Here is a 21018-nt window from a genome sequence, read left to right as displayed (position 1 = left end):
CAGAAAACACAAATAGAAAAACCCCTGAAATCGGCATGATTCCAAGGGTTTTACTAGTGACCCCGGCCGGACTCGAACCGGCGACCAAATGATTCTTCAAGCTCAAGGCATTCGACAACAACTTCCGACATGACTCCGACGGCGTATACTCCAATTTGGATTTTGCCTACCTGCAGGACCTGTCCACCATCGACTTCGAGCTGAGGGTTCTGATCCTGCGCATGACAGGAGACATTGAACATGCGCTCCGGGTACGCTTCAACAATCTCATCTCTCGCGTAAATGAAGATGGCTATCAAGTGATACGTGATTACGAGCAGGATCAGCGGGCTTTTTATGCGCGCAACGGAAAGGCATATGACCCCGACGGCGACTACCAAAAATCCATATATACCACGGGTATGATCCGCAAGTATCTGGACAGCAAACCCGTCTGGCTGTTCTGGGAGACCTGCACACTCAACAGCCTCATCCGCTGCTATCAGTCATTCCTTCAACACCGTCGATTCCAAGACCCCACCTATTCGCTGCTGTACGGCGTACGTCTGCTCCGTAACGCGGCATCGCACCACAACTGCCTGCTCATACCGCCATCGGAACAGGTCAGGCCAACTAGGGATCTCAATTATCTGCTGAGGCTGCTGCTGACTGATGAAACCGAAACCACGGACATGACCCTTCGGCTCGCTGAAACAGATCCTCTGATCCATGACTTCGCATGCGTACTGCTCGCCCACGCAAACCTCGTCAAAAGCAAGGGGATGCGATCCCATGTCGTAGAGCAGATCAACAGCTTCCTCACGCGAATGCAACGGCATGAAGACTGGTATCGGAACCCGGAGAGCGGTTGCGACCATCTGATTGGGCAGCTGGATGCCATCCGGCTCCTCCTTTCCAGCATCGTGGAGTTCAACCGGAAACGTGACGATGACGTGCTTACGGAAGAGCAGAAGCACATATTGGCACAGCCGGACAGGAACCCCGTGCGTCACGGAAGAAGACGCGCCAGCCGTCAGGCTCGTTCCGGCCGGAATCCGTCTCCTTCGGCGTGATGCCGTTCGGTATCTCAGATGTGCTCGTCTCTTTTTCAAAGAGGCGAGCACGCTACGTTTTGAGAGCTTTGCATTACGTCCTTATACGGATGTCCGCCGCAGGGCCACCCAGCACGGGGTGATGCTGATGGTGCGTTCGGGGTCCGGCGGCCGGCCGTCGGGTCCATGGGCGTGCTTTTCTTCCAGGGACCCGGGAGGAGGCGGGTTCTGGAGTCCCCGTTTCCTCTCTTTCCCGGAGAAAAGCGCTTCTGTCGCATGAGGGAAAGGATTCCGTATGAGGTTCGGGAGGAAAAGCGTCAGCGTGGTGGCGTCGATCACGGCCGCCGCTGCGCTGCTGGCATGCCTGGTTCCGGTCGCGTTGGCCGATAACGGCGGCGGTGGTTCCGGAGAGGATGGCGGCGGTTCGGGTGGGGGCCCGACGCAGACGGCCGATGCGCATTGGATCTACAAGGATTCATGGCCGGCCACGTTGGATGGTATGAAGATGGCGCTGAGCGACGCGAAGGTGCGTCTGTCGTCCGATCTGGCGAACGGGCAGAACCAGTTCGTGAACATGAACAAGACTTTGAGCGACGCGATCGATGAGTGCCGGCGTTCCTATACGGGTGACGGGAACGCGGACTGCCGTCTGGTGGCGGTGGGCTACGTGCGTCTGGCGGATGGTTCGTTCAATGGCAGCTACGTGAGCTCGAACGCGAAGAGCCGTTGGGAGGCTCAGTGGAAGGCCGAGGCGAAGGGAGACTACACGTATCAGGGTCAGAAGTATTCGACCTCGACGACTTGGAAGGACAAGCTTGGCACGCGCAGCGTTGACTCGCTGGCGCAGGAGTCGATCAATTCCAACCCGAACGCGTCGTTCCGTGTGATCGTACTGGCGCAGAACCAGCCGCCGGTCGATTACAAGCTGAACGTGACCACAAGCCATAAGCAGAAGACGGACATGCGGGTCGGCTCCACTGATCCGATCGGAGACGTCATCCACGCCGACAGTGGCGGCTCCGCGATCAAGGAGACGCTGAACGGAACAGCAATCATCCATTACGAGAACGGCCCGTACCTGCCTGCGAAAAGCGTGAGCAAGCCGATCAGTTTCTCCAGCAGTGGAGACACCCAACTCGACAATCTCGCCTCACCGAAGGATTTCGGCATGAAATACTGGGCCGAGGGCTCGTACTGGATCGACATCCAGGTGCCCAAGCAGGGGCGTATGCAGGCTGCCGTGGACACCGCGGATCGAGATCCGGCCGAATCCTGGAAGGTGAGCTCGGTGCCGCCCGAGCTCCCGGTCAAGAAGATTGAGGACGGCGTGAGTGCCGACCGGATGACGAACCGCACCACGATCACGTACGGCACCGGCCGCGGCGGCTACGAGATGCGTTTCCGCGACGTGATCGAACCCGGCGGCGTCGAATACTCCGTAAGCAACTACAGGCTCATCGACAGGACCGACAGCAACCGAGACGTTTCCGGCGAGTTCGAGATCAATTGGGACAAGGCATCGAACACGGTGTCGGCCGTTCGCTCGGCGGACAAGGGCGAGATGCCCATGGATCATGTGTACGAGTTCAGCTTCGACGTGACCGTGTCGAAGCCTTCCGACTTCCAGCAGGTCAAGGACCATGCGTGGGGCAAGTGGAACCAGGAGCCCGAAGCCGATGCCGGAACCAAACAGTTCGATACATGGCGGCCGAATCCCGACAAAAGCTGGATTCGTCTGAACACGAAGGGCCAGTGGGAGGCTGTCATCGACCCGAAGGAGACCAACCAGACCGGCGCCGACAATATGACGCTTCTGGACGGCGACCGGGTCGCGTCGGTGGTCAACGGCACCATCGCCAAGAACCTCATCCAGGTTCCGGAAACCCTGACGCTCACGGACGACTGGTCGGCCGCCGACTACCTGTTCGATGCCGATGACAAGTCGAAGATCAAGGTGTACGAGGCCGATGCCGGCACCGACCGCGAGTCCAGCGTCACGGACATCGCCAATCACGGCAGGGACGTCACCGACCAGTGGACGATCACGATGGAAGGCACCATGGTGACCGCCACCGCCGGCCAAGCCTACCGCGAGGGATTGAAGGGGCTGAAGACCGCGAAGCAGGTCACGCTGCTCATCCCCGGCAAGGCGGCGTACGCCGATGGCAAGGGCGCGGGCCAGGTGCGCGACGACTTCGGCAAGAAGGCAAGTGACGAACTGTCGTTCTGCACCGCGCCGGATGGCAAGTCACTGACGAACAAGGGCTCCCAGACCGTCAACACGCACACCATCCCCACGAACGAGCCGAAGATCTGCGGCTACGTGCCGCCCGTCGTCAAGGACGTGGTTGGCGAATCCTCTCAGGGAGGCGACCAGGCGTCCGTGGACGGCAAGGTCGTCTACCCGGGCCAGCGCGTGGAATACCGTCTGGAGACCCAGCCCCATCTGCCCGGCAATCTCGTGTATTCGGTCAGTGAGGTGGCGGTCACCGACACCTATGACGAGCATCTTGAAGTGGACAAACAGACCCTGGAGGTCACCGATCTGTCCACCGGCAAGTTCATTCCGAAAACCGAGTACGAGACCCAATGGAACGACAAGCAGCACGCGGTGCGTCTCGTGTTCTCCGACGGGTACGTGAAGACCAACTGGCGCAACGGAGCGAACCCGCGCATCATCGTCCGCTTCGAGGGCACGGTCGCCAAGGATGCGCCCACGGACACCAAAATCGGCAACCAGTGGGCATTGACGCTGAATAACATGATCACTCCGAGCAACAAGGTATGGAACGAGCCGCCCGACTTCACGCCGGTGAAGAAGGACACCCAGGCCGACCCGTCCATCAGCATCGACGGCAAGACCGCGCTGCTGGGCGACCGGATCTACTACCGCGTGACCATCGACGCCAAGCAGACCAACCAGGCCTACAAGGTCTGGAGGCTCGGCATGACCGACGACTGGGACGACGAATACCTCTCCCTCGACGCCAAGCGCATCGAGGTCACCGACACCGCGACCGGCAAGGACGTGACCGCGAAGTTCAACATCGCGGCGATCGACGGCGTCGCCTACGTGTACGCCAAGACCGCGGACACGAAGGGGCCGGCCACCGGCGAGACCATCAAGGGCGATCCCCAGCCCAAGAACCTCAAGGAATACGCCGAAAAGAAGGACCACGACCCGTTGAAGGAGCCGGCCATCGACCAGTCGATGCTGGGCACGAGCTACGAGGTGAGCCTGCCGATGACCGTCATCAAGGTCACCGACGGACATATCGTGAGGAACAAGGCCACGCAGGTCGTCAACGACACCCGCAAGGACACCAACGAGGTCGCCAACCCCCTCAAACCCGTCAACCCGTCCAAGGACGTGGTCGTGAAGGTGGACGGCGAATCCATCGACAAGCGGAGCGTGTACCTCAACAGCCTGTTCCTCTACCGTCTCGACAGTTCCGTGCTGCCCGCTCACCGCGCCTACCAGAAGGTCACCGACTGGAGCATCACCGACCCGCTCGACACCGAGCATGACCAGTACACCGGCCAATGGGCCGTGTACGCCATGCGCGATCTGACCGAACAGGGCAAGGTGATCGCCCATAAAGGCGTGAAGATCGCCGGCAGCGGCTTCGACGCCGGCGCATACGGCGGCGAACTGTTCACCCTCGCGCAGGACGACAAGGGCGTGGTCACCGTTACCGCGACCCAGCGCATGCTCGACCTCGTCAGCGGCGACGACGAAAGCGAGCAGGCATGGACCGCGTTCATCCAGTGCAAGCGCGTCAAGACCGGAGAACACATCGCCAACCGGTTCGACGAAACCCTCAACGGCACCAAACGGCCTTCCAACCAGGTCGAGACGCACACGCCCGACATGACACCGAGCCTGAAGATCGAGAAATGGGACGAGGCCTCCGGCTGGCCGGCCGGCGACCGCGACCAGGTCAAGGACGCGCTGGCCATGCAGGGCGACACGCGCATCGTGTTCACCATCACCAACACCAGCACCACCGACCCCGACACCAAGCAGGGCGCATGGTACCGCACCAAGGACCTGAACCTCAAGGACCAACTGGTCGCCGGCGACGGCCGGGTGACCGATCTCGAATACCCCGCCGATTGGGACAGCCGCATCCTCAAGCCCGGCGAGAGCGTCGAGGTCAAGGGCGTCCTCAAGGGCGTGACCGGCCATCACACCGACCGCGCCACGGTCACCGGCACGCCGTTGGTCGAATGCGTCGTCTCCGACCCGGATCCGTTCGACGGCAAGGACGAGACGTCCGCGCCTGATGATGCGGTCACGATCGACGGCAGGCTCGTCTGCCCCGACACCGAAGTGGTCAGCAACACCGACGACTGGAACGGCTACCGGACCGGGCTCGCCCATACCGGCGCCGCCGTCCAGGGCGTGATCGCGGCGGCGATCACCCTGCTCGCCGTCGGCGTGGGACTGGTCGCCGCCCGCAGGTTCAGGCGCGGGAACAACGCCGCCGGCCGCCACTCCGGCACGATGCAACCCGTCGATGCCGAGGATGCCGACGCGGATGACGTCGAAACCGTGGATTCGGTTCCCGGCGGGCAATCCGTGGTCTGACCGAAGCGGCGGGGACCGTTCTCCGCCGCGATGATTCTTCCGGTCGGACGGCAATCCGGCCGGAACCCCGCCGGTTCTCTTCCTTCTTCTCTCCCCGGCGGGCATGGCAACGGCCCGACGCCAACGGTTCAAACCGTTCGCGTCGGGCCGTTCCCTTGCTACTTTTGGCTGCTTACTGTTCGTCGGTGTTCTCGGAGGCGAGTCGTTCTTCGAGCTGTTCGACGATGTGGTCGTGCATGTTCTCGTCGATCTTGACGGTCAGGAGGAAGACGACGAGGCTGGCGACGATGCCGGCGAGCGGCAGGTAGTAGGCGCAGGTCTTGAACGTGCGGATGTTCGCGGCGGTCATGTCGGCGGCGGTGGCGTTGCCGACCATGCCGGCGGCGACGGCCACGAAGCCCACGATGCCGTTGGACAGGGCGCCGGCGATCTTGTCGAGCATCGGGCGCACGGAGAGGGTGACGGCCTCGTTGCGCTTGCCGGTCTTGAGCTGGCCGTATTCGATGGAGTCGGTCATGCTCAGGATGGCGGTCATCTGGATGGTCTGCGCGGGCAGGTAGAAGAGGACGAGCGCGACGATGACGACGGGCAGGTTCATGGGTGCGATGATGAACAGCGTGTAGCCGGCGATCATGAACGCCATGCCGGCGGTGTACAGCCAGCGGCGCGGGATGCGCCGGTTGAGCACCGGGTAGAGGGGCGTGGTGACCAGTCCGGTGATGACCGGGATGACGCCGGCGATGGAGAAGCTGTCCGGGGCGCCGAGCACGTATTTGAACTGGTAGAAGAGCACGCCGGTGGTGGCGACGTTGGCCACGGAGTACAGCAGGTAGCTCAGGGCGACCCACAGGAGCTGGTCGTTCCGGGCGATGGCCTTGAACGCCTCGATGGGGTTGCCGTTGGCCTCGGCCTTGGCGCGCAGTTCGCCCTGGTTCTCGCGGGTGCCGAACGCGACGCTCCACGCGGTGAGCAAACCGAGCACGGCGATGATGATGGCGAACGCGGCCCAGCCGGTGCGGCCCTGCTCCCATTGGCCGGTGAACTTCCAGGTGAACCAGCTGACGACGGGCACGACGATGACGGTGACGCCGTTGTATCCGATGGATCCGGTGAACGCGCCGAGAGCGGTGTACGTGCTGCGCTCGTGCGAGTCGGAGGAGATCGCGGGGATCATGCCCCAGTAGGAGATGTCGCGCAGCGAGTAGATCACGTCCAGCAGGATGAACACGATGACGAACAGGACCATGAACACGCCGGTGTTCACGTCCACGAGCCCGAACAGGCCGGTGAACACCATGATCAGCAGGATGCCGGGCACGAGGCCTCCGATGAACTGCCAGGGACGGAACCGGCCCCAGCGGGTGTTCGTGTTGTCCACGAGGTTGCCGAGCAGCGGGTCGAGGAAGATCTCCGCGATGCGGATGACCACCACGAGTCCGGTGATCACCGCGATGAGGCGCGCGGCCAGCGTCTTGTCCACGTCGATGAACAGCGCGGTGGTCACGAACGTGATGAAGAACGTGCTCATCGTGTTGTAGAACGCGGCCTGGCCCAGATTGCCGAACGCGTATGCGATCTTCTGCCCCATGTTCCTGGTGGGCACGGCCTGCGGCTGTCCGGGCGTCGCCGTGCGCTGTGTGGTGGATCCGCTCATGGTGTGGTGGCCTCCTTGCGACCTGTAAAGAATCCGTGCGCGGGAACAGCTCCGATCCCGCAAGACGCGAGTATAGGACTTTCTTGAAAAAGTAAAAAACTTTACCGCGTGTCGCAAGCAATGCCAACGATTCATGTTCGCCAATCCAACACGCCGCGCGGGCGCCAGCAGTGGTCGGAGACCGGATTATCGTTGATAAGTAACGGCTTTCCGCCGTTCTTGCGGTCGCAGTCGGGACAAGCGCAAGAAGTTGCGTAAATTAGTAAATATCTTTATCATCGTTGTGCAAGGAGTCACATTCGAAGGCTCCCGCACTGCGGCGGCAACGACGCGACGCAATCCGATGCGAAAGCGAGGACATCATGAACACAACCGACGATCAGCGGAAGAACGGCGATCCGATCGTCTCCCCGTCCATGCCGACGACGGCATGGCTCGCCGACCCGCGCGTGTACGCGGTCCACCGGCTCGACGCCCATTCCGACCATGCGTGCTGGTCGCACGCCCCCTCCGGCGGCGAGGGCACGGATCTCACGCAGAGCCTTGACGGCGAATGGCGGGTCCGCGTCGAGACGGCGCCGGCGAACAGCTTCCCCGACGGGACGAGCGACGGGCCGGATTGGATCAGCGACGTGTCGCCGCTGTTCGCCGCGCCGGGCTTCGACGACTCGTCGTTCCCCCGCGTGCGGGTGCCCTCGCATCTGGAGACCGCGGGGCTTCTCGACCCGCAGTATGTGAACGTGCAGTACCCGTGGGACGGCCACGAGGACCCGAAGGCCCCGGCCATCCCCGAGCATGGCCATGTGGCGGTCTACCGACGCAAGTTCGCCGCGGAGGGCGCGGTCGCCCAGGCCATCCGCGAGGGCCGCACGGTGACGCTCACCTTCCAGGGCGCGGCCACCGCCATCTACGTGTGGCTCAACGGCGCGTTCGTCGGCTACGCCGAGGACTCCTTCACGCCCAGCGAGTTCGACGTGACGGACGTCGTCAGGAAGGACGGCAACGTGCTGGCGGTCGCCTGCTACGAGTATTCGAGCGCGAGCTGGCTGGAGGACCAGGACTTCTGGCGGCTGCACGGCCTGTTCCGCTCCGTCGAGCTCAACGCGAGACCCGCCGCCCACGTCTCCGACATCCACGCCGAAGCCGATTGGGAGCCTGCCACGTCAATCGGATCGCTCTCGCTGGACGTGCTGATCGACGGCGCCACGAACGCCGCGACGGCCGACCTCGCGTTGCGAGACAAGAACGGCACCATCGTCTGGCGCACCGCCACGGAAGCGGCCGGAACGCTGCACGCCGAAGCCGAGATCGACGACGCCGCACCCTGGAGCGCCGAACGCCCGGACCTGTACGAACTGTCCGTCACCCTGCTCGACGCGGACGGCAAGGTTCTGGAGACCGCGCGCACCCGCATCGGCTTCCGGCATGTGGCCATCGAGGACGGCGTCCTCAAGCTCAACGGCAAGCGCCTCGTGTTCCGCGGCGTGGACCGCCACGAGTTCGACTGCCGGCGCGGCCGTGCCGTCACCGAAGAGGACATGCTGTGGGACATCCGCTTCATGAAGCGCCACAACATCAACGCGGTGCGCACCTCGCACTACCCGAACCAGTCACGCTGGTACGAGCTGTGCGACGAATACGGCATCTATCTGATCGACGAGACCAACCTGGAGACCCACGGCAGCTGGAACAGCCCCGGCGACATCCCCGTGGGCACCTCCGTCCCCGGTGACGACGAGGCCTGGCTGGGTGCATGCATCGACCGGCTGGACAGCATGATCATGCGCGACCGCAACCATCCCAGCGTACTCGTCTGGTCGCTGGGCAACGAATCCTACGCGGGCGAAGTCCTCAAGGCCATGAGCATGCACGCGCATCGGCTCGACCCGGGCCGTCCCGTCCACTACGAAGGCGTCAACTGGAACCACGCCTACGATGAGATCAGCGATTTCGAAAGCCGTATGTACGCCAAGCCGGACGAGATCCGCGACTGGCTCGAACACGGCGACGAGCGCGGCGCGGCGAACAAGCCGTTCGTCAGCTGCGAGTACATGCACGCCATGGGCAACTCGTGCGGCGGCCTGAGCGAGTTCATCGACCTCGAACAGTACGAGCGCTACTCCGGCGGGTTCATCTGGGACTACATCGACCAGGGGCTCGTCCAGCGCCTGCCCGACGGGAGCGAACGACTCAGCGTCGGCGGAGAATGGGGCGACCGGCCGACCGACTACGAATTCGTGGGCAACGGCATCGTGTTCGCCGACCGCACGCCCAGCCCCAAGGCGCAGGAAGTCAAGCAGCTGTATTCGCCGATCAAGCTCACCCCCGACGGGCACGGCGTGACCATCGAGAACCGCAACCTGTTCATCGGCACCGACGGCTACGTGTTCGCCGCACGGCTCCTCGAAGACGGGCGCGAGATCTGGCACGCCGACTACCGGTTCGACGTGGCCGCCGGAGACACCCAACGCCATGACATCGCCTTCCCGGACATCGACACGGACGGGAATACGCGCGAGGTCACCTACGAGGTCGATCTCCTGCTCACCGAAGCCACCGCATGGGCGCCGGCCGGCTACGAGCTCGCGTTCGGCCAGCTTACCGACACCCTCAACCCCGAACGGGACATCACCGAGACCGATTACGACGACGACGGCCGCGCGACGGTCACGCTCGGCCGGTGGAACGCGGGCATCCGCCGCGACGACGAGGAAATCCTCCTGTCTCGCACCCAGGGAGGCATCGTCTCCTGGACGCGGGACGGACGGGAAATGGTCATGCGACGCCCTGAACTCGTCACCTTCCGCCCTCTGACCGACAACGACCGCGGTAACCGTTCCGGATTCGACCGTGCAGCATGGTTCGCGGCCGGTCGCTACGCCATCGTGACCGATACGAGCATCACGCAATCCGACGACGGAGGACTCACGGCCGAATACCGGTACGAGCTCGCCGACCCGGGCCACACGCCCGTGACGGTCGCCTACCGCATCACGTCCGACATGCGCATGCGACTGACCGTCGAATACCCCGGCGGTGTCACCAACGCCGCCAGCCTGCCCGCGTTCGGTGTCGAATGGGAACTGCCCGGCGAATACACGCAGCTGCGCTACTACGGGCCCGGCCCCGAGGAAACCTACCGCGACCGCAAGCAGGGCGGCAAGCTCGGCATCTGGGACACCACCTCAGAGGCGAGCATGGCGCCGTATCTCATGGTGCAGGAAACCGGAAGCCACGAGGACGTCCGCTGGCTCGAAGCCACCGACATCCAAGGCCACGGATTGCGCGTCAGCCAGCGCGGCGACCGTCACTTCACGGCCAGCCTGCTGCCATGGAACACCTACATGATCGAAGCCGCGCGCCGCCATGAGGACCTGCCCGCCCCGCGCCACAACTACCTGCGTCTGCTCGCGGCGCAGATGGGCGTCGGCGGAGACGACTCCTGGGGAGCCCCCGTCCACACGGCCTACCAGCTGCCCGCAGGCAGGCCGCTCACCCTCGACGTGAACCTCGAACTCATCTGACCGGCAACGGGCGGCGGCATGCACCACCATGCCGCCGCCCGTGCATATTCCCCAAAACACACCCACAGAAAAGAGGCAATCAATCATGGCTGAAGTGATCATCGTCAAGAACGAGGAGGAGGCCGGCGAGATCTACGGCCGCTGCGTCGCGGACCTCATCAAGGCCAAGCCGGACGCGGTGCTGGGCCTGGCCACCGGTTCCAGCCCGCTGGCCGCCTACCGCGCCCTCGCCAAGATCGTGAAGGACGAATCCATCGACGTCTCCCAGGTGCGCGGCTTCGCGCTCGACGAGTACCTGGGCCTGCCGCTGACCCACCCGGAGTCCTACCACTCCACCATCCACCGCACGGTCGTCGAACCGCTCGGCCTCGACCCGGCCAAGGTCCACGTGCCCGGCGACGTGCTGAACGGCGCGCCGCTCGAAGACGGCGACAAGATCGCCGCCGCCGGCCCGGCCTACGACGCGGCCATCGAGGCCGCGGGCGGCATCGACGTGCAGATCCTCGGCATCGGCACCGACGGCCACATCGGCTTCAACGAGCCCGGCTCCTCGCTCGCATCCGGCACGCGCGTCAAGACGCTCGCCGAGCAGACCCGCATCGACAACGCGCGCTTCTTCGACAACGACATCAACCAGGTGCCGACCCACTGCATCACGCAGGGCATCGGCACGGTCCTCAAGGCCCGCCACCTCGTGCTGCTCGCGTTCGGCGCGGGCAAGGCCGAGGCCATCGAGGAGACCGTCGAGGGCGGCGTGAGTGCGTTCTGCCCGGCCTCCGCGCTGCAGCTGCACCCGCACGCCACGATCATCATCGACGAGGAGGCCGCCAGCCGCCTGCGTCACAAGGACTACTACCGCTACGCCTTCGCCCACAAGCCCGCCTGGCAGGGCATCTGACAGTAACCGAACCGAACTCGGGCTCCTTCTTTCTCCGCAAAGAGGGAGCCCGAACGCATACAGGAAGGAAATCATGGCACAGGACAGAAACGAGATCGTCGCGCACGTGACGGCGGCGTTGGAAGGCGAGGCTCGCCCGGTCGCGATCCGCGGGGCGCGCAAGGTGGACGCCCGCGGCGAGCAGTCGGGCTACTGGGTGGTTTCGGACGCGCGTGGCGTGATCGTGGCCACGGGCGCTGCGGCCGCGGACGGCACCGGCGAGGAGGCGTTCGAGCACGCCTGCCGCACGGTCGGCATCGACCCGGCCTCCCGCTCCGGCGAGGTGATCGACGCGGCCGACCGCATCCTCACCCCCGGCTACGTGGACATCCACGCCCACGGCGCCTGGGAGAAGAGCTTCGACGACGGCCCCGACGGCATCGACGTGGCCCGCGCCGGCCACGCGGTGCACGGCACCACCCGCCAGGTGCTTTCGCTCATCACCAACCCGATGGACGTGATCTGCCGCAACATCCGCACCGTGCGCGAGAAGATGGCCACCCGCCCCGACATCCTCGGCTGCCACCTCGAAGGCCCGTTCCTCGCCCTGAAGCGCAAGGGTGCGCACGACCCGAACTGCCTCAAGGACCCGGTGCCCGAACTCGTGGACGAGATGCTCGACGCCTCGGGCGCCGACCCCGCCACTGGCAAGCTCGGCTGCATCCGCCAGATCACCATCGCCCCCGAACTGGAGCACGGCATCGGCGCCATCCGCCAGTTCGCTTCCGCCGGCGTGGTGCCAGCGGTCGGCCACTGCGACGCCGACTACGAGACCGCCCAGGCCGGCTTCGACGCGGGCGCCGGCATCATGACCCACATGTTCAACGCGATGAACGGCCTGCACCATCGCGAACCCGGCCCCATCCCGGCCGCCGTCGAGGACCCGCGCGTCACCATCGAGCTCATCAACGACGGCTTCCACGTCCAGAACCCGATGGTCAAGCTCGGCTTCGGCCTGGCGCCCCACCGCATCGCGTTCGTCACCGACGCGATGGCCGCCACCGACTGCCCCGACGGCGCGTACAAGCTCGGCGAACTCGACGTGAACGTCATCGACGGCCACGCCCGCCTCGTGTCCAACGGCGCCATCGCCGGCTCCACGCTCACCCTAGAGGTCGCGGTCCAGCGCGCGGTCAACGAACTCGGCTTCAGTCCCGTCGCCGCCGTCGAGGCCGCCACCCTTACCCCGGCACGCGCCTTCGGATTCGACCGGGCCAACCCCGTCACCGGAGCCCCGCTCGGCCTCATCGCCCCCGGATACGCCGCCGACCTCAACCTCCTCGACCCCACCGACTGGACCGCCCAACACGTCTGGTGCGCCGGCCGCCAGGTGAAGTAAATTCCTTCCAGCAAAATCGACGCCGGTGCCGCCCGTCTTCGAGACGACGTCTTACGCCTGAGGAACGAAGCTTGCGCGCGGCACCAGCTCGGTCGTCAGCAGGATGTGACGACGCACCCGCCGCTCATGCTTCAACCCATCAATCAAGGTGGAGAACGCCATACGGGCCAACTCCCTTTGATCGATCGCATACGAACTCAGCGACGGCGACGTGTACCGGGCGATTGACTGGTTGTTCACACTCACCACGGCCAACTCGTCGGGAACCGCCACGCGCAGTGCGTTCAACGCCTGCAACGCCCCCACCGCGAGCACGTCGGCGGCCACGATCAGACCATCGGGCATGCTGCCGGCCTCACGATGATCGGCCACCAGTTGCTCCGCGAGACGATAACCGTTCTCCACGGTGAACGTGCCGGACGAATACACCAATCCGTCCGTTTCCAATCCCAAGTGCGCAGCCCACTGGCGGAACGACAGTTCGCGGATATCCTCGGGATAGTCATGCGTGCCCATGATGCTGCCCACGCCACCGAGAAACGCGATGCGTCTGCGGCCCGCCGCGATCATCGCGTCCAAGGCATCCAGCATCGTCTGCGACAGATCGGGCCGTACGGAGTCAAACAGGTGCGGCGCCGGATTCGTGTCGATGCACACGCCATGCGGGAGCACTGCATGCAGGGCGCGCAGGTCCGCTTCGGGAAACACCGTGGCACCCACGGTGATGAACCCATCGAACTCCGCCGCGCGTTCCGTCAGCTCGTGTATGGACCGGATGAACGTGGGCTGGTCCAATTCCATCGACTCCGCACACTCCGCAAGAACCTTCCGCAGATCGGCGAAGTACGCATCCTGTAGCTCCTCCCCGGACGGAGGCGCATCCAGCACCGCGATCGCGGGACGGAACACGTTGCGGTATCCCAGCTCCTCGCACACTCGCAGCACGCGCCGTCGCGTCTCCTCCTTGATGGAGAACGACGGGTCGTTCAGCAAGCGCGACACCGTGCTCTGTGACACCCCGGCCCGTTCCGCAACCTCCTTGAGCGTGGCCATGACATCCTCCCCGCAAACTTTAGTAAAGGGTTTTACTACAGCATAACCCGGGGAAGCGGGGTTAGCGGTATTGGCGGCTTGGAAGTTTACCCTCAACTGGTAGACTGCACATGTCCCGGCAACAGGGGCAATGCATAGGGGTGACGGGCATGTACAGCAACATTCCCGTCACCTTTTAAAAATTGGAAGCTGATTTTATTTCCAATAGACCGACCGATACACGTTTGGATGAGACATAACGATTATCTGACATTTCCCTCAAATATCATTCATCATTTTCAGTGTAAATGAACCAATATTTCTAATGCAGGAGATGTTTAATGCTACGATTCTTATAGCGTGTCAGGTAAAAGAACTATGATTCTCAATCCACCTCCCGGCCGCGCTTGCAGACTCAAATGGCCATGATGCATAGCAACAATCTCTTGCACTATGGATAAACCCAACCCGTGATGAGGTGATGCAGATCCCACATGCGTATTTATCCTATTATCCTCCCCCCTGTTAAAAGGTGACAGGAAATCATCTACCCTTGTATCGGAAAGATCCATGCCGGTATTGGATATGTCTATCGCAATGCAGGACTCGCCTTCGTATTGCCTGTCATTGGCTAAGTTTATCCATACATGTGGTTGAGCCGCACGATTATGCTGAATGGCATTCGTAATAAGGTTTGCAACCATCTGCTTAATTAGCAGACCATCGGCTAGGAGATATGCATTTTCCAGATTAGTATGCACTTGAACTCTATCTCCGATAAGTTCCATATTTTCTTGAAGAGTATTGCGAATGATCTCAGCTACATTAACTCGGCTAAGATTGGCTCGGTCTAGTTGCTGCACTTTCGACAATTCGAGTAGATGATTGACGATTTCAACCCCAGCATGATTTGAAGCCAAAGCCTTTTCGACGAAAGGCCTGCAACGCTCATCGAAAAGCTGGTTGTGCAACGGAATCTCCAATGCGGCCGAAGTGGCCGCAAGTGGATTTTTTAACTCATGTGACGCATCGGCGATAAATTCCTTTTCCCGACTGATTGCACTGTTGAGATCCTTTAACATGAGGTTGTATGCGGATGCAATAGTGTACGCCTCGTCGTTTTCATATGGAATAACGATAGGTTGCCTTTCCAATCCAGCATCGGACGCGGTAATCTGAGAGGCCACACTATTGATTCTTCGTTGTGTCCTAGTGGCGATAATCCAAGTTATTCCTCCAGATAATAGGCCAAAAACAATGATGGGGGCTATGCTTACCGCCAATATCAGATCCCGGGATTTTTTGTCTCCTTGTTCCATAGTTAGCGTTAAAGCATCCTTGCTGGAGTCATACCCGGCGGAAACGTAATCCTTATCGACTTCAGAAGGAATGGCCTGCGAATTCAAACTATGTTGTTCATCGGCATCTTCTGCCTGAGTAAAAGATTTATTTACGGTCACCGTTTCCAGTTGCCGGTTCACGACATAATACGTCATGGCGGTCACCACTCCGGTAAGCATGAAGAACACGATGACGATCGTGGTGACCAATCTTCTTCTTGTAGACCACTGAAACGGTAAATGCAGTTTCGGATGGCTGGAATGGTTCCCATTCAACGAAGGATATTTAGGCTTTTTCATGATATGCGATATCCTTGTCCGGGAACGGTCTCAATGAAATCAGTGATTCCGATTTTCGTGCGAATCGCATAGATTGTGGTCTTGACGATTCCTCTTGTATGAGCGTGATCGTCTTGCCAAATCTCACGATATAGGCGTTCTGCGCTAATCACCGCGCCGCGCGCTTCGATCAGGGTTTTTAATACGGCAAGTTCTCGTTTCCCAAACTTTAGTTCCGCGCCGTGAACAGTGATGGACCCCGTTCTGAAGTCTGCCGAAAAGTCATCTCGGTTGTAAACCATGTCATTTGCCATGCCCAAACGCCGACGCACTGCATTAACTCTGGCCAGCAGTTCGGCATATTCAAATGGTTTCGTCAAATAGTCATCTGCACCAAGATCAAGTCCTTGGACTATGTCCTCGGTTTGGGATGCTGCAGTCAGCATGAGAATGTGTATGGGATCACGCCGTTCGCTTAGTCTCTTAGCGATTTCGTCACCATGCAGTCCAGGGAGATCGCGATCAAGTATCAGCATGTCCCACTCCCCGGAATCCAGCTCCTCCAGAGCATCCCGGCCATCGTAAACAGCTTTTGCCTCCATGCCTTCCATGGAGAGTCCCATCCGTACCACATCAGCGAGATTGGCGTTGTCTTCGACAATCAGAACCTTCATACGGCCCGCTCCCTTCGCGAAACAATGCGCACACCATAGCATTCGCGTCCAACCTGGTCAGGAATCGGTCAGGTTCAGTCAGTGGCAGGTCAAAACATAATCTCGCCAGCCATGCACGTCGTAGTTTTGACTCCGGCTGGACGGACTTCCCCGTCGCGGCCTCCTTCACAAGAGAAAGGAAACAACATGATGAACATGAAGAAAAGAGTCATGTCCGGTGTGCTTGGTGCAGCACTTGCCTTGACTGGATTCGCTGGTGTCACAGCGCCGGCGATGGCAGTGGTCGGCAACGGCTCCTACATCAATGCGGCAAAGAATCTCACTTGGGCCAACGCGTACAACACAGCAGGGAACAGCGGCTATGCCCGAGCTGAAGTCGGCCGCATCGTGAACGGTAAGAAGGTTGTTTACTACAACGGCTGGAAGCACGGATACGCTTATGCGTCCTCCACCGCGGGATCTTCTTGGTACGCCCGCGGCATGCTGAAGTAACTTTCATACCGTGCTGGCGTTCCATTCGATAGCAATTCGTATGGAACGCCAGCACTTTCCTTTTTATGCGCCATAGTTTTGAAAGGAATACATATGTCAAAAGATACGTTGCGCGTGGTTGCGGCTGCCGGCGTGTTGTCGGTGGTGTTGGGTTTGGGGGCGTGTTCGATGCCGGGTTCCGGGAATGCCGGCGCGTCGGACGGGGCTTCCTCCTCGTCTTCGTCGTCTTCCGGATCGTCGTCGTATGAGGCGGAGTTGAAGCAGGCGTTGCAGTCTGCGTCGAGCGATTTCGAGCGCGGTGTGTTGGAACGCGCGGTCAAGGCGGGCAGGATCAGCGAGTCGGATTACCGGGAGGCGAACGAGAAGTACCGGGAGTGCATGGCCGCCAAGGGCGATGACGTGGAGTTCGACACGGACCAGTCCACCGGGTTGATGCAGGAGCACATGAACACGGACGACACTTATGATTCGGCCAAGGCGAACGAGGACAGCATGGCGTGCGCGAAGGGCACGAACCTGCAGATCCGCGACCTGTACGAGCGTATGGTGCAGAACCCGTCGAACGCGGACGAGATCGAACTGGTCGTGGGTTGCCTCAAGCGGCGCAAGCTGGTGCCTGATTCGTTCACGAAGCAGGATTACCTGACCGAGATGGGCAAGCCCGAGGGGTCGTCGAAGCTGGACACGTCGTCGGACGCGTTCTCCCAGTGCCTGGCGAACCCGAGCAAGTAAAGAGGGGGTTGCTCGTGTTTCGATCCGGAAAGAATAGTAGTGCCCGCACACGTCGTCGGGTGAACGGCGTGGGGTTCGTGGCGGCGTGCATGGTCGCGTGCCTGGCTGCCGGCATGGGATTGGCCGTGGGGTTGGAGCGGATGGCGACGCCGCCGTCCCTGTCAACTTCCCCGGATGCGGGGAGTCTCGCGTTGGGGTCTGAGGAGTTCGACGACGCGCGTTCCCTGAACGTGGACGTGACGGCGTCGCCGGCCGGCGGGGTCGCGTTCCCGGTGTCGGGCAGGGTCACGTTCGCGTCGTGTCCCGCGGACGGCGTGGTGCGTTCGGGCTCGCACGAGTACGACGTGGACGGCACTCCTCTGGTGAGCCTGCACACGGACACGCCCTTGTATCGTGATCTGGCGTACGGGGACAAGGGCGACGACGTGACGGCGTTGCAGGACGAGCTGGCCGCGCTCGGCTACGGGGGCTCCCGGTCGGGCGTGTTCGACTGGGCCACGTGGGACGCGTGGCGTCGCCTGTACGCGGCGAACGCCGGCACGGCCGCGGCGACGGCCAGGGTCCAGCAGGGCGCGTTCTCCCGCGCGTTGGCGGTGTGGCTGCCCGCACAGGCGATGAGCGTGTCGTGCGCGGCGTCGCTGGGTTCGACCGTGACCGGCGATTCGACTGATTCGCCCGCGTTCCAAGCCACGGCCGGGGTCGCGTCGGTCAAGGCCGCGTCCCTGCCGGACGGCCGCATCCAGGGCGATCGCGTGGTCGAGATCAACGGCAAGGACTATCCCATCGGCGACGACGGCATCGTGTCGGACCAGGCCGCGTTGCAGGCGATGGCCGGATGGTCCACGTACACGGGCGCGCGCAAGGACGGCGAGGACGTCACGAGCGTGACCGTGACCTACAAGCTCAAGAAGCCGATCGGCGTGTACTCGGTGCCCGCGGCCGCGCTCATCGGGCTCAAGGGCAGCGACGGGTGCGTGGTGGCGACCGACGGCACGAGCGTCAAGGCGCACGTGGCCGGCAGCTCGTTGGGCCGCACGCTGGTCACAATCGACGGCAAGGCGCCCGCGCGCATCAAGGCCGATCCGGGACAGGCGGCGTGCGATGCGCGTTGACCTCGACCACGTCGGCCACCGGTACGCCGACGGCCCGCTCCTGTTCCACGATCTGACCGCAAGCCTCGTGCCCGGGCACGTGTACGCGTTGACCGGGCGGAGCGGCGCGGGCAAGTCCACGCTGCTCGGCATCATCGCCGGCTGGACCACGCCCGCCGAAGGCCAAGTGACCCGACAAGGCATCGACTCGATGCGCTGGATCTTCCAGAACCCGCACGGCGTGGCCCAACGCACCGCGATCGACCACGTCAGCCTGCCCCTGCTCGCCAAAGGGCTTTCGCGTCGCGAGGCCGAGGTACAGGCGCGCACGCTCATGGACCGGTTCAACCTGACCCAGGTCGCCGACCGCAGGTTCGCGGAACTGTCCGGCGGCGAGGCCCAGCGCCTCATGCTCGCCCGCGCGTTCGCCGCCCAACCCTCGCTCATGCTCGTGGACGAACCCACCGCCCAGCTCGACATGCACACCGCGGCCACGGTCAGCGAATCCCTCTCTCGCATCGCCCGTAACGACACGATCGTCGTGGTCTCCACCCACGACCCGAACACGCGCGACGCATGCACCGACATCATCGATTTGAAGAACTACCAATGAACCACACCACGATGAAAGCAACCTCCGTCATCTCCGAGGCATGGCGCTCCATCACCAGCGGCGCCGCCCGCCTCGCCCCGGCCGTCCTCGCCCTGGCCCTGACCGCCGCCGGCATGGGCGTCATGGACATCGCCACCGGCTCGGCTATCCTCGACCAGGCAAACGCATACCGGCAATCCGGGGCCGACATCCTCGTACTCAACGCGCCCGACGGCATCGACGCGGCATCCTGCGAACGCCTCACCAGCCTCACAGGCGTCCAGGCCGCCGGAGCGATCCGCGCAGCCGACCCGCTCACCCTCGCGGCCCTGCCCGACACCACCACGCCCCTCTACCAGATTACCCCCGGACTGGCCAAACTCCTCGACACGAAACAGGACGCGAACACGACCGGACTGATCGCCTCCCAGCAAGTCGCCGAAACGCTCGGCACCACCACCGGCGGCACGATCGGCCTCGCGGACGGACGCACCGCACACGTCAAGGGCGTCTACCAATACCCCGACGACGGACGCACCCCCGGATACGCGTACGCGCTAATGGAGGAAACACCCGCCACCGGCACGTTCGACGCCTGCTGGGCCAAGACCTGGCCGCAAACCAGCCAGACCCGCAACGCCCTCTGGTCCACCCTCACCCCGAACGCGAAAACCACCGGCGACGATGCACCCACCCTCGGCCAGCTCAACACCACCAAAGGCGACGGCTTCGACGGACAAACCCTCTACCGGCAACGCTCCACACGCATCCTGCCCGCCTGCGGCGCGCTCATCGCCCTCATTATCGGATACCTGCTCATACGCGGCCGCCGGCTCGAAATCGCCTCCGCACTGCACTGCGGCGTCCCCAAACCCGCACTCGCCACGCAGATCATCATCGAAACCGGCATCACCATCCTGCTCGCCACCGCCATCAGCCTGCCCATCGACATGACCGCCGCCAGACTCCTCATCGACGCCACCGACCGAACCGTCATCACCCTCAACGCCATACAAACCACCATCACCACAGGCGCCGCCTACCTACTCGCCACCACCATCACCACCCTCCACATCAAGGAACGACACCTCTTCACCTACTTCAAAGAACGATAAAGCGCAAAAAATCATTGGAATTACGTGATCCGTAGATTCCACAATTCTCATCATCGTCGGCGGACACTATCGGCACGGCAGCCTATCGATTCATAGGCTGCCGTTTTCATCTATCAATGCTCTCACGAAGGACGCGTAAGACATTTAGCAGCCACATCAACGATAAACTCTCAGTATCTTTCCGATAAAAATAGTTATCGACTTATCAAAACAACCTTCGGAAATCCCTGCTATGGGATGCATAGTCGCATCTTCGGGGACATCCCCATGTTCTGAACTATTCAGAAAGACTGTCCGCCGCTATCCCGCCGGTTTTCCCTGACGATGGGTGTCAACGGAGGCCGTTGCCTGTCGGGCTCCTTGATTGTCGTCAGAGGAGGCCGTCGTGGATTTGTTGAATCAGGTGCTTCAGTTGTTCGTCAGGTTCGCCACTATCGGCGGCGGACTGTGGCTGGTGTGGGGCGCCGTCACATTCGGTGGCGGGCTGAAGGATCACAACGGGCCGCAGACGCAATCGGGACTGTGGCAGATCGTGGGTGGAGGCATGATCATCGCGGCCGCGCAGATTTTCAACGCGGTGGCTCTGGGCTGAGCT

General features: G+C 62.3%; 14 protein-coding genes and 1 pseudogene. 11 read left to right on the top strand and 4 right to left on the bottom strand.

Annotated elements, in window-relative coordinates; genetic code table 11:
• Positions 1–104: 104 nt before the first annotated feature.
• Positions 105–1052 (top strand): annotated as a pseudogene (locus tag DSM100688_RS07435) (Abi family protein); the annotation flags it as partial.
• A gap of 274 nt (positions 1053–1326) precedes the next feature.
• The gene (locus DSM100688_RS07430; RefSeq protein ID WP_152358471.1) at positions 1327–5622 is read left to right on the top strand and encodes an LPXTG cell wall anchor domain-containing protein; all 4296 of its coding nucleotides are present in this window, start codon (positions 1327–1329) and stop codon (positions 5620–5622) included.
• 172 nt (positions 5623–5794) lie between these two features.
• On the opposite strand, the gene DSM100688_RS07425 is transcribed toward DSM100688_RS07430, so the two are convergent.
• On the bottom strand, positions 5795–7276 hold the full coding sequence (locus DSM100688_RS07425; RefSeq protein ID WP_107043664.1) for a glycoside-pentoside-hexuronide (GPH):cation symporter: 1482 nt from the start codon (positions 7274–7276) through the stop codon (positions 5795–5797).
• Between the two features lie 362 nt (positions 7277–7638).
• On the opposite strand from DSM100688_RS07425, the gene lacZ reads away from it, so the two are divergent.
• The 3 genes from lacZ to nagA all read left to right on the top strand — a co-directional run bounded on the left by lacZ (position 7639) and on the right by nagA (position 13076).
• The gene (gene lacZ / locus DSM100688_RS07420) at positions 7639–10800 is read left to right on the top strand and encodes a beta-galactosidase, LacZ type (RefSeq protein WP_100495501.1); all 3162 of its coding nucleotides are present in this window, start codon (positions 7639–7641) and stop codon (positions 10798–10800) included.
• Between the two features lie 85 nt (positions 10801–10885).
• Positions 10886–11698 (top strand): glucosamine-6-phosphate deaminase, encoded by an 813-nt coding sequence (gene nagB, locus DSM100688_RS07415; protein ID WP_100495500.1) that lies wholly within the window; start codon positions 10886–10888, stop codon positions 11696–11698.
• A 73-nt stretch (positions 11699–11771) separates the two neighbouring features.
• On the top strand, positions 11772–13076 hold the full coding sequence (gene nagA / locus DSM100688_RS07410) for an N-acetylglucosamine-6-phosphate deacetylase (protein WP_100495499.1): 1305 nt from the start codon (positions 11772–11774) through the stop codon (positions 13074–13076).
• Between the two features lie 51 nt (positions 13077–13127).
• Here nagA and DSM100688_RS07405 read toward each other — a convergent pair whose 3' ends face one another.
• The 3 genes from DSM100688_RS07405 to DSM100688_RS07395 form a co-directional block, all read right to left on the bottom strand.
• Positions 13128–14129 (bottom strand): LacI family DNA-binding transcriptional regulator, encoded by a 1002-nt coding sequence (locus tag DSM100688_RS07405; protein ID WP_100495498.1) that lies wholly within the window; start codon positions 14127–14129, stop codon positions 13128–13130.
• Positions 14130–14461: 332 nt separating this feature from the next.
• Positions 14462–15748 (bottom strand): sensor histidine kinase, encoded by a 1287-nt coding sequence (locus DSM100688_RS07400; protein WP_100495497.1) that lies wholly within the window; start codon positions 15746–15748, stop codon positions 14462–14464.
• Positions 15745–16401 carry a response regulator transcription factor gene (locus tag DSM100688_RS07395; RefSeq protein ID WP_100495496.1) on the bottom strand — a complete coding sequence of 219 codons (657 nt, stop codon included), beginning with the start codon at positions 16399–16401 and terminating at the stop codon, positions 15745–15747. The genes DSM100688_RS07400 and DSM100688_RS07395 overlap by 4 nt, the downstream gene beginning before the upstream one ends.
• 186 nt (positions 16402–16587) lie before the next feature.
• Here DSM100688_RS07395 and DSM100688_RS07390 point away from each other — a divergent pair, with 186 nt between their 5' ends.
• From DSM100688_RS07390 to DSM100688_RS07365, 6 genes are all read left to right on the top strand, one after another.
• Positions 16588–16893, top strand: a complete 306-nt coding sequence (locus DSM100688_RS07390) for a hypothetical protein (RefSeq protein ID WP_100495495.1) — start codon at positions 16588–16590, stop codon at positions 16891–16893.
• A 93-nt stretch (positions 16894–16986) separates the two neighbouring features.
• A complete protein-coding gene (locus DSM100688_RS07385; RefSeq protein WP_239519405.1) occupies positions 16987–17625 on the top strand; it encodes a hypothetical protein in 639 nt (212 codons plus the stop codon).
• Between the two features lie 68 nt (positions 17626–17693).
• Complete coding sequence (locus tag DSM100688_RS07380; RefSeq protein ID WP_240811846.1) at positions 17694–18737, top strand: peptidoglycan-binding domain-containing protein; 1044 nt, start codon at positions 17694–17696, stop codon at positions 18735–18737.
• The gene (locus tag DSM100688_RS07375) at positions 18727–19329 is read left to right on the top strand and encodes an ATP-binding cassette domain-containing protein (protein ID WP_100495494.1); all 603 of its coding nucleotides are present in this window, start codon (positions 18727–18729) and stop codon (positions 19327–19329) included. The genes DSM100688_RS07380 and DSM100688_RS07375 overlap by 11 nt, the downstream gene beginning before the upstream one ends.
• Positions 19330–19340: 11 nt before the next feature.
• Positions 19341–20423: a hypothetical protein gene (locus DSM100688_RS07370; protein WP_239519406.1), complete on the top strand. Its 1083-nt coding sequence runs from the start codon at positions 19341–19343 to the stop codon at positions 20421–20423.
• Positions 20424–20808: 385 nt separating this feature from the next.
• Entirely contained in the window at positions 20809–21015 is a 207-nt protein-coding gene (locus DSM100688_RS07365; RefSeq protein WP_025263185.1) for a hypothetical protein, read from the top strand.
• Positions 21016–21018: the final 3 nt, after the last annotated feature.

Source organism: Bifidobacterium ramosum, from assembly GCF_009299505.1.
Lineage (GTDB): Bacteria > Actinomycetota > Actinomycetes > Actinomycetales > Bifidobacteriaceae > Bifidobacterium > Bifidobacterium ramosum.
This window is presented reverse-complemented; position numbering and strand designations above follow the sequence as displayed.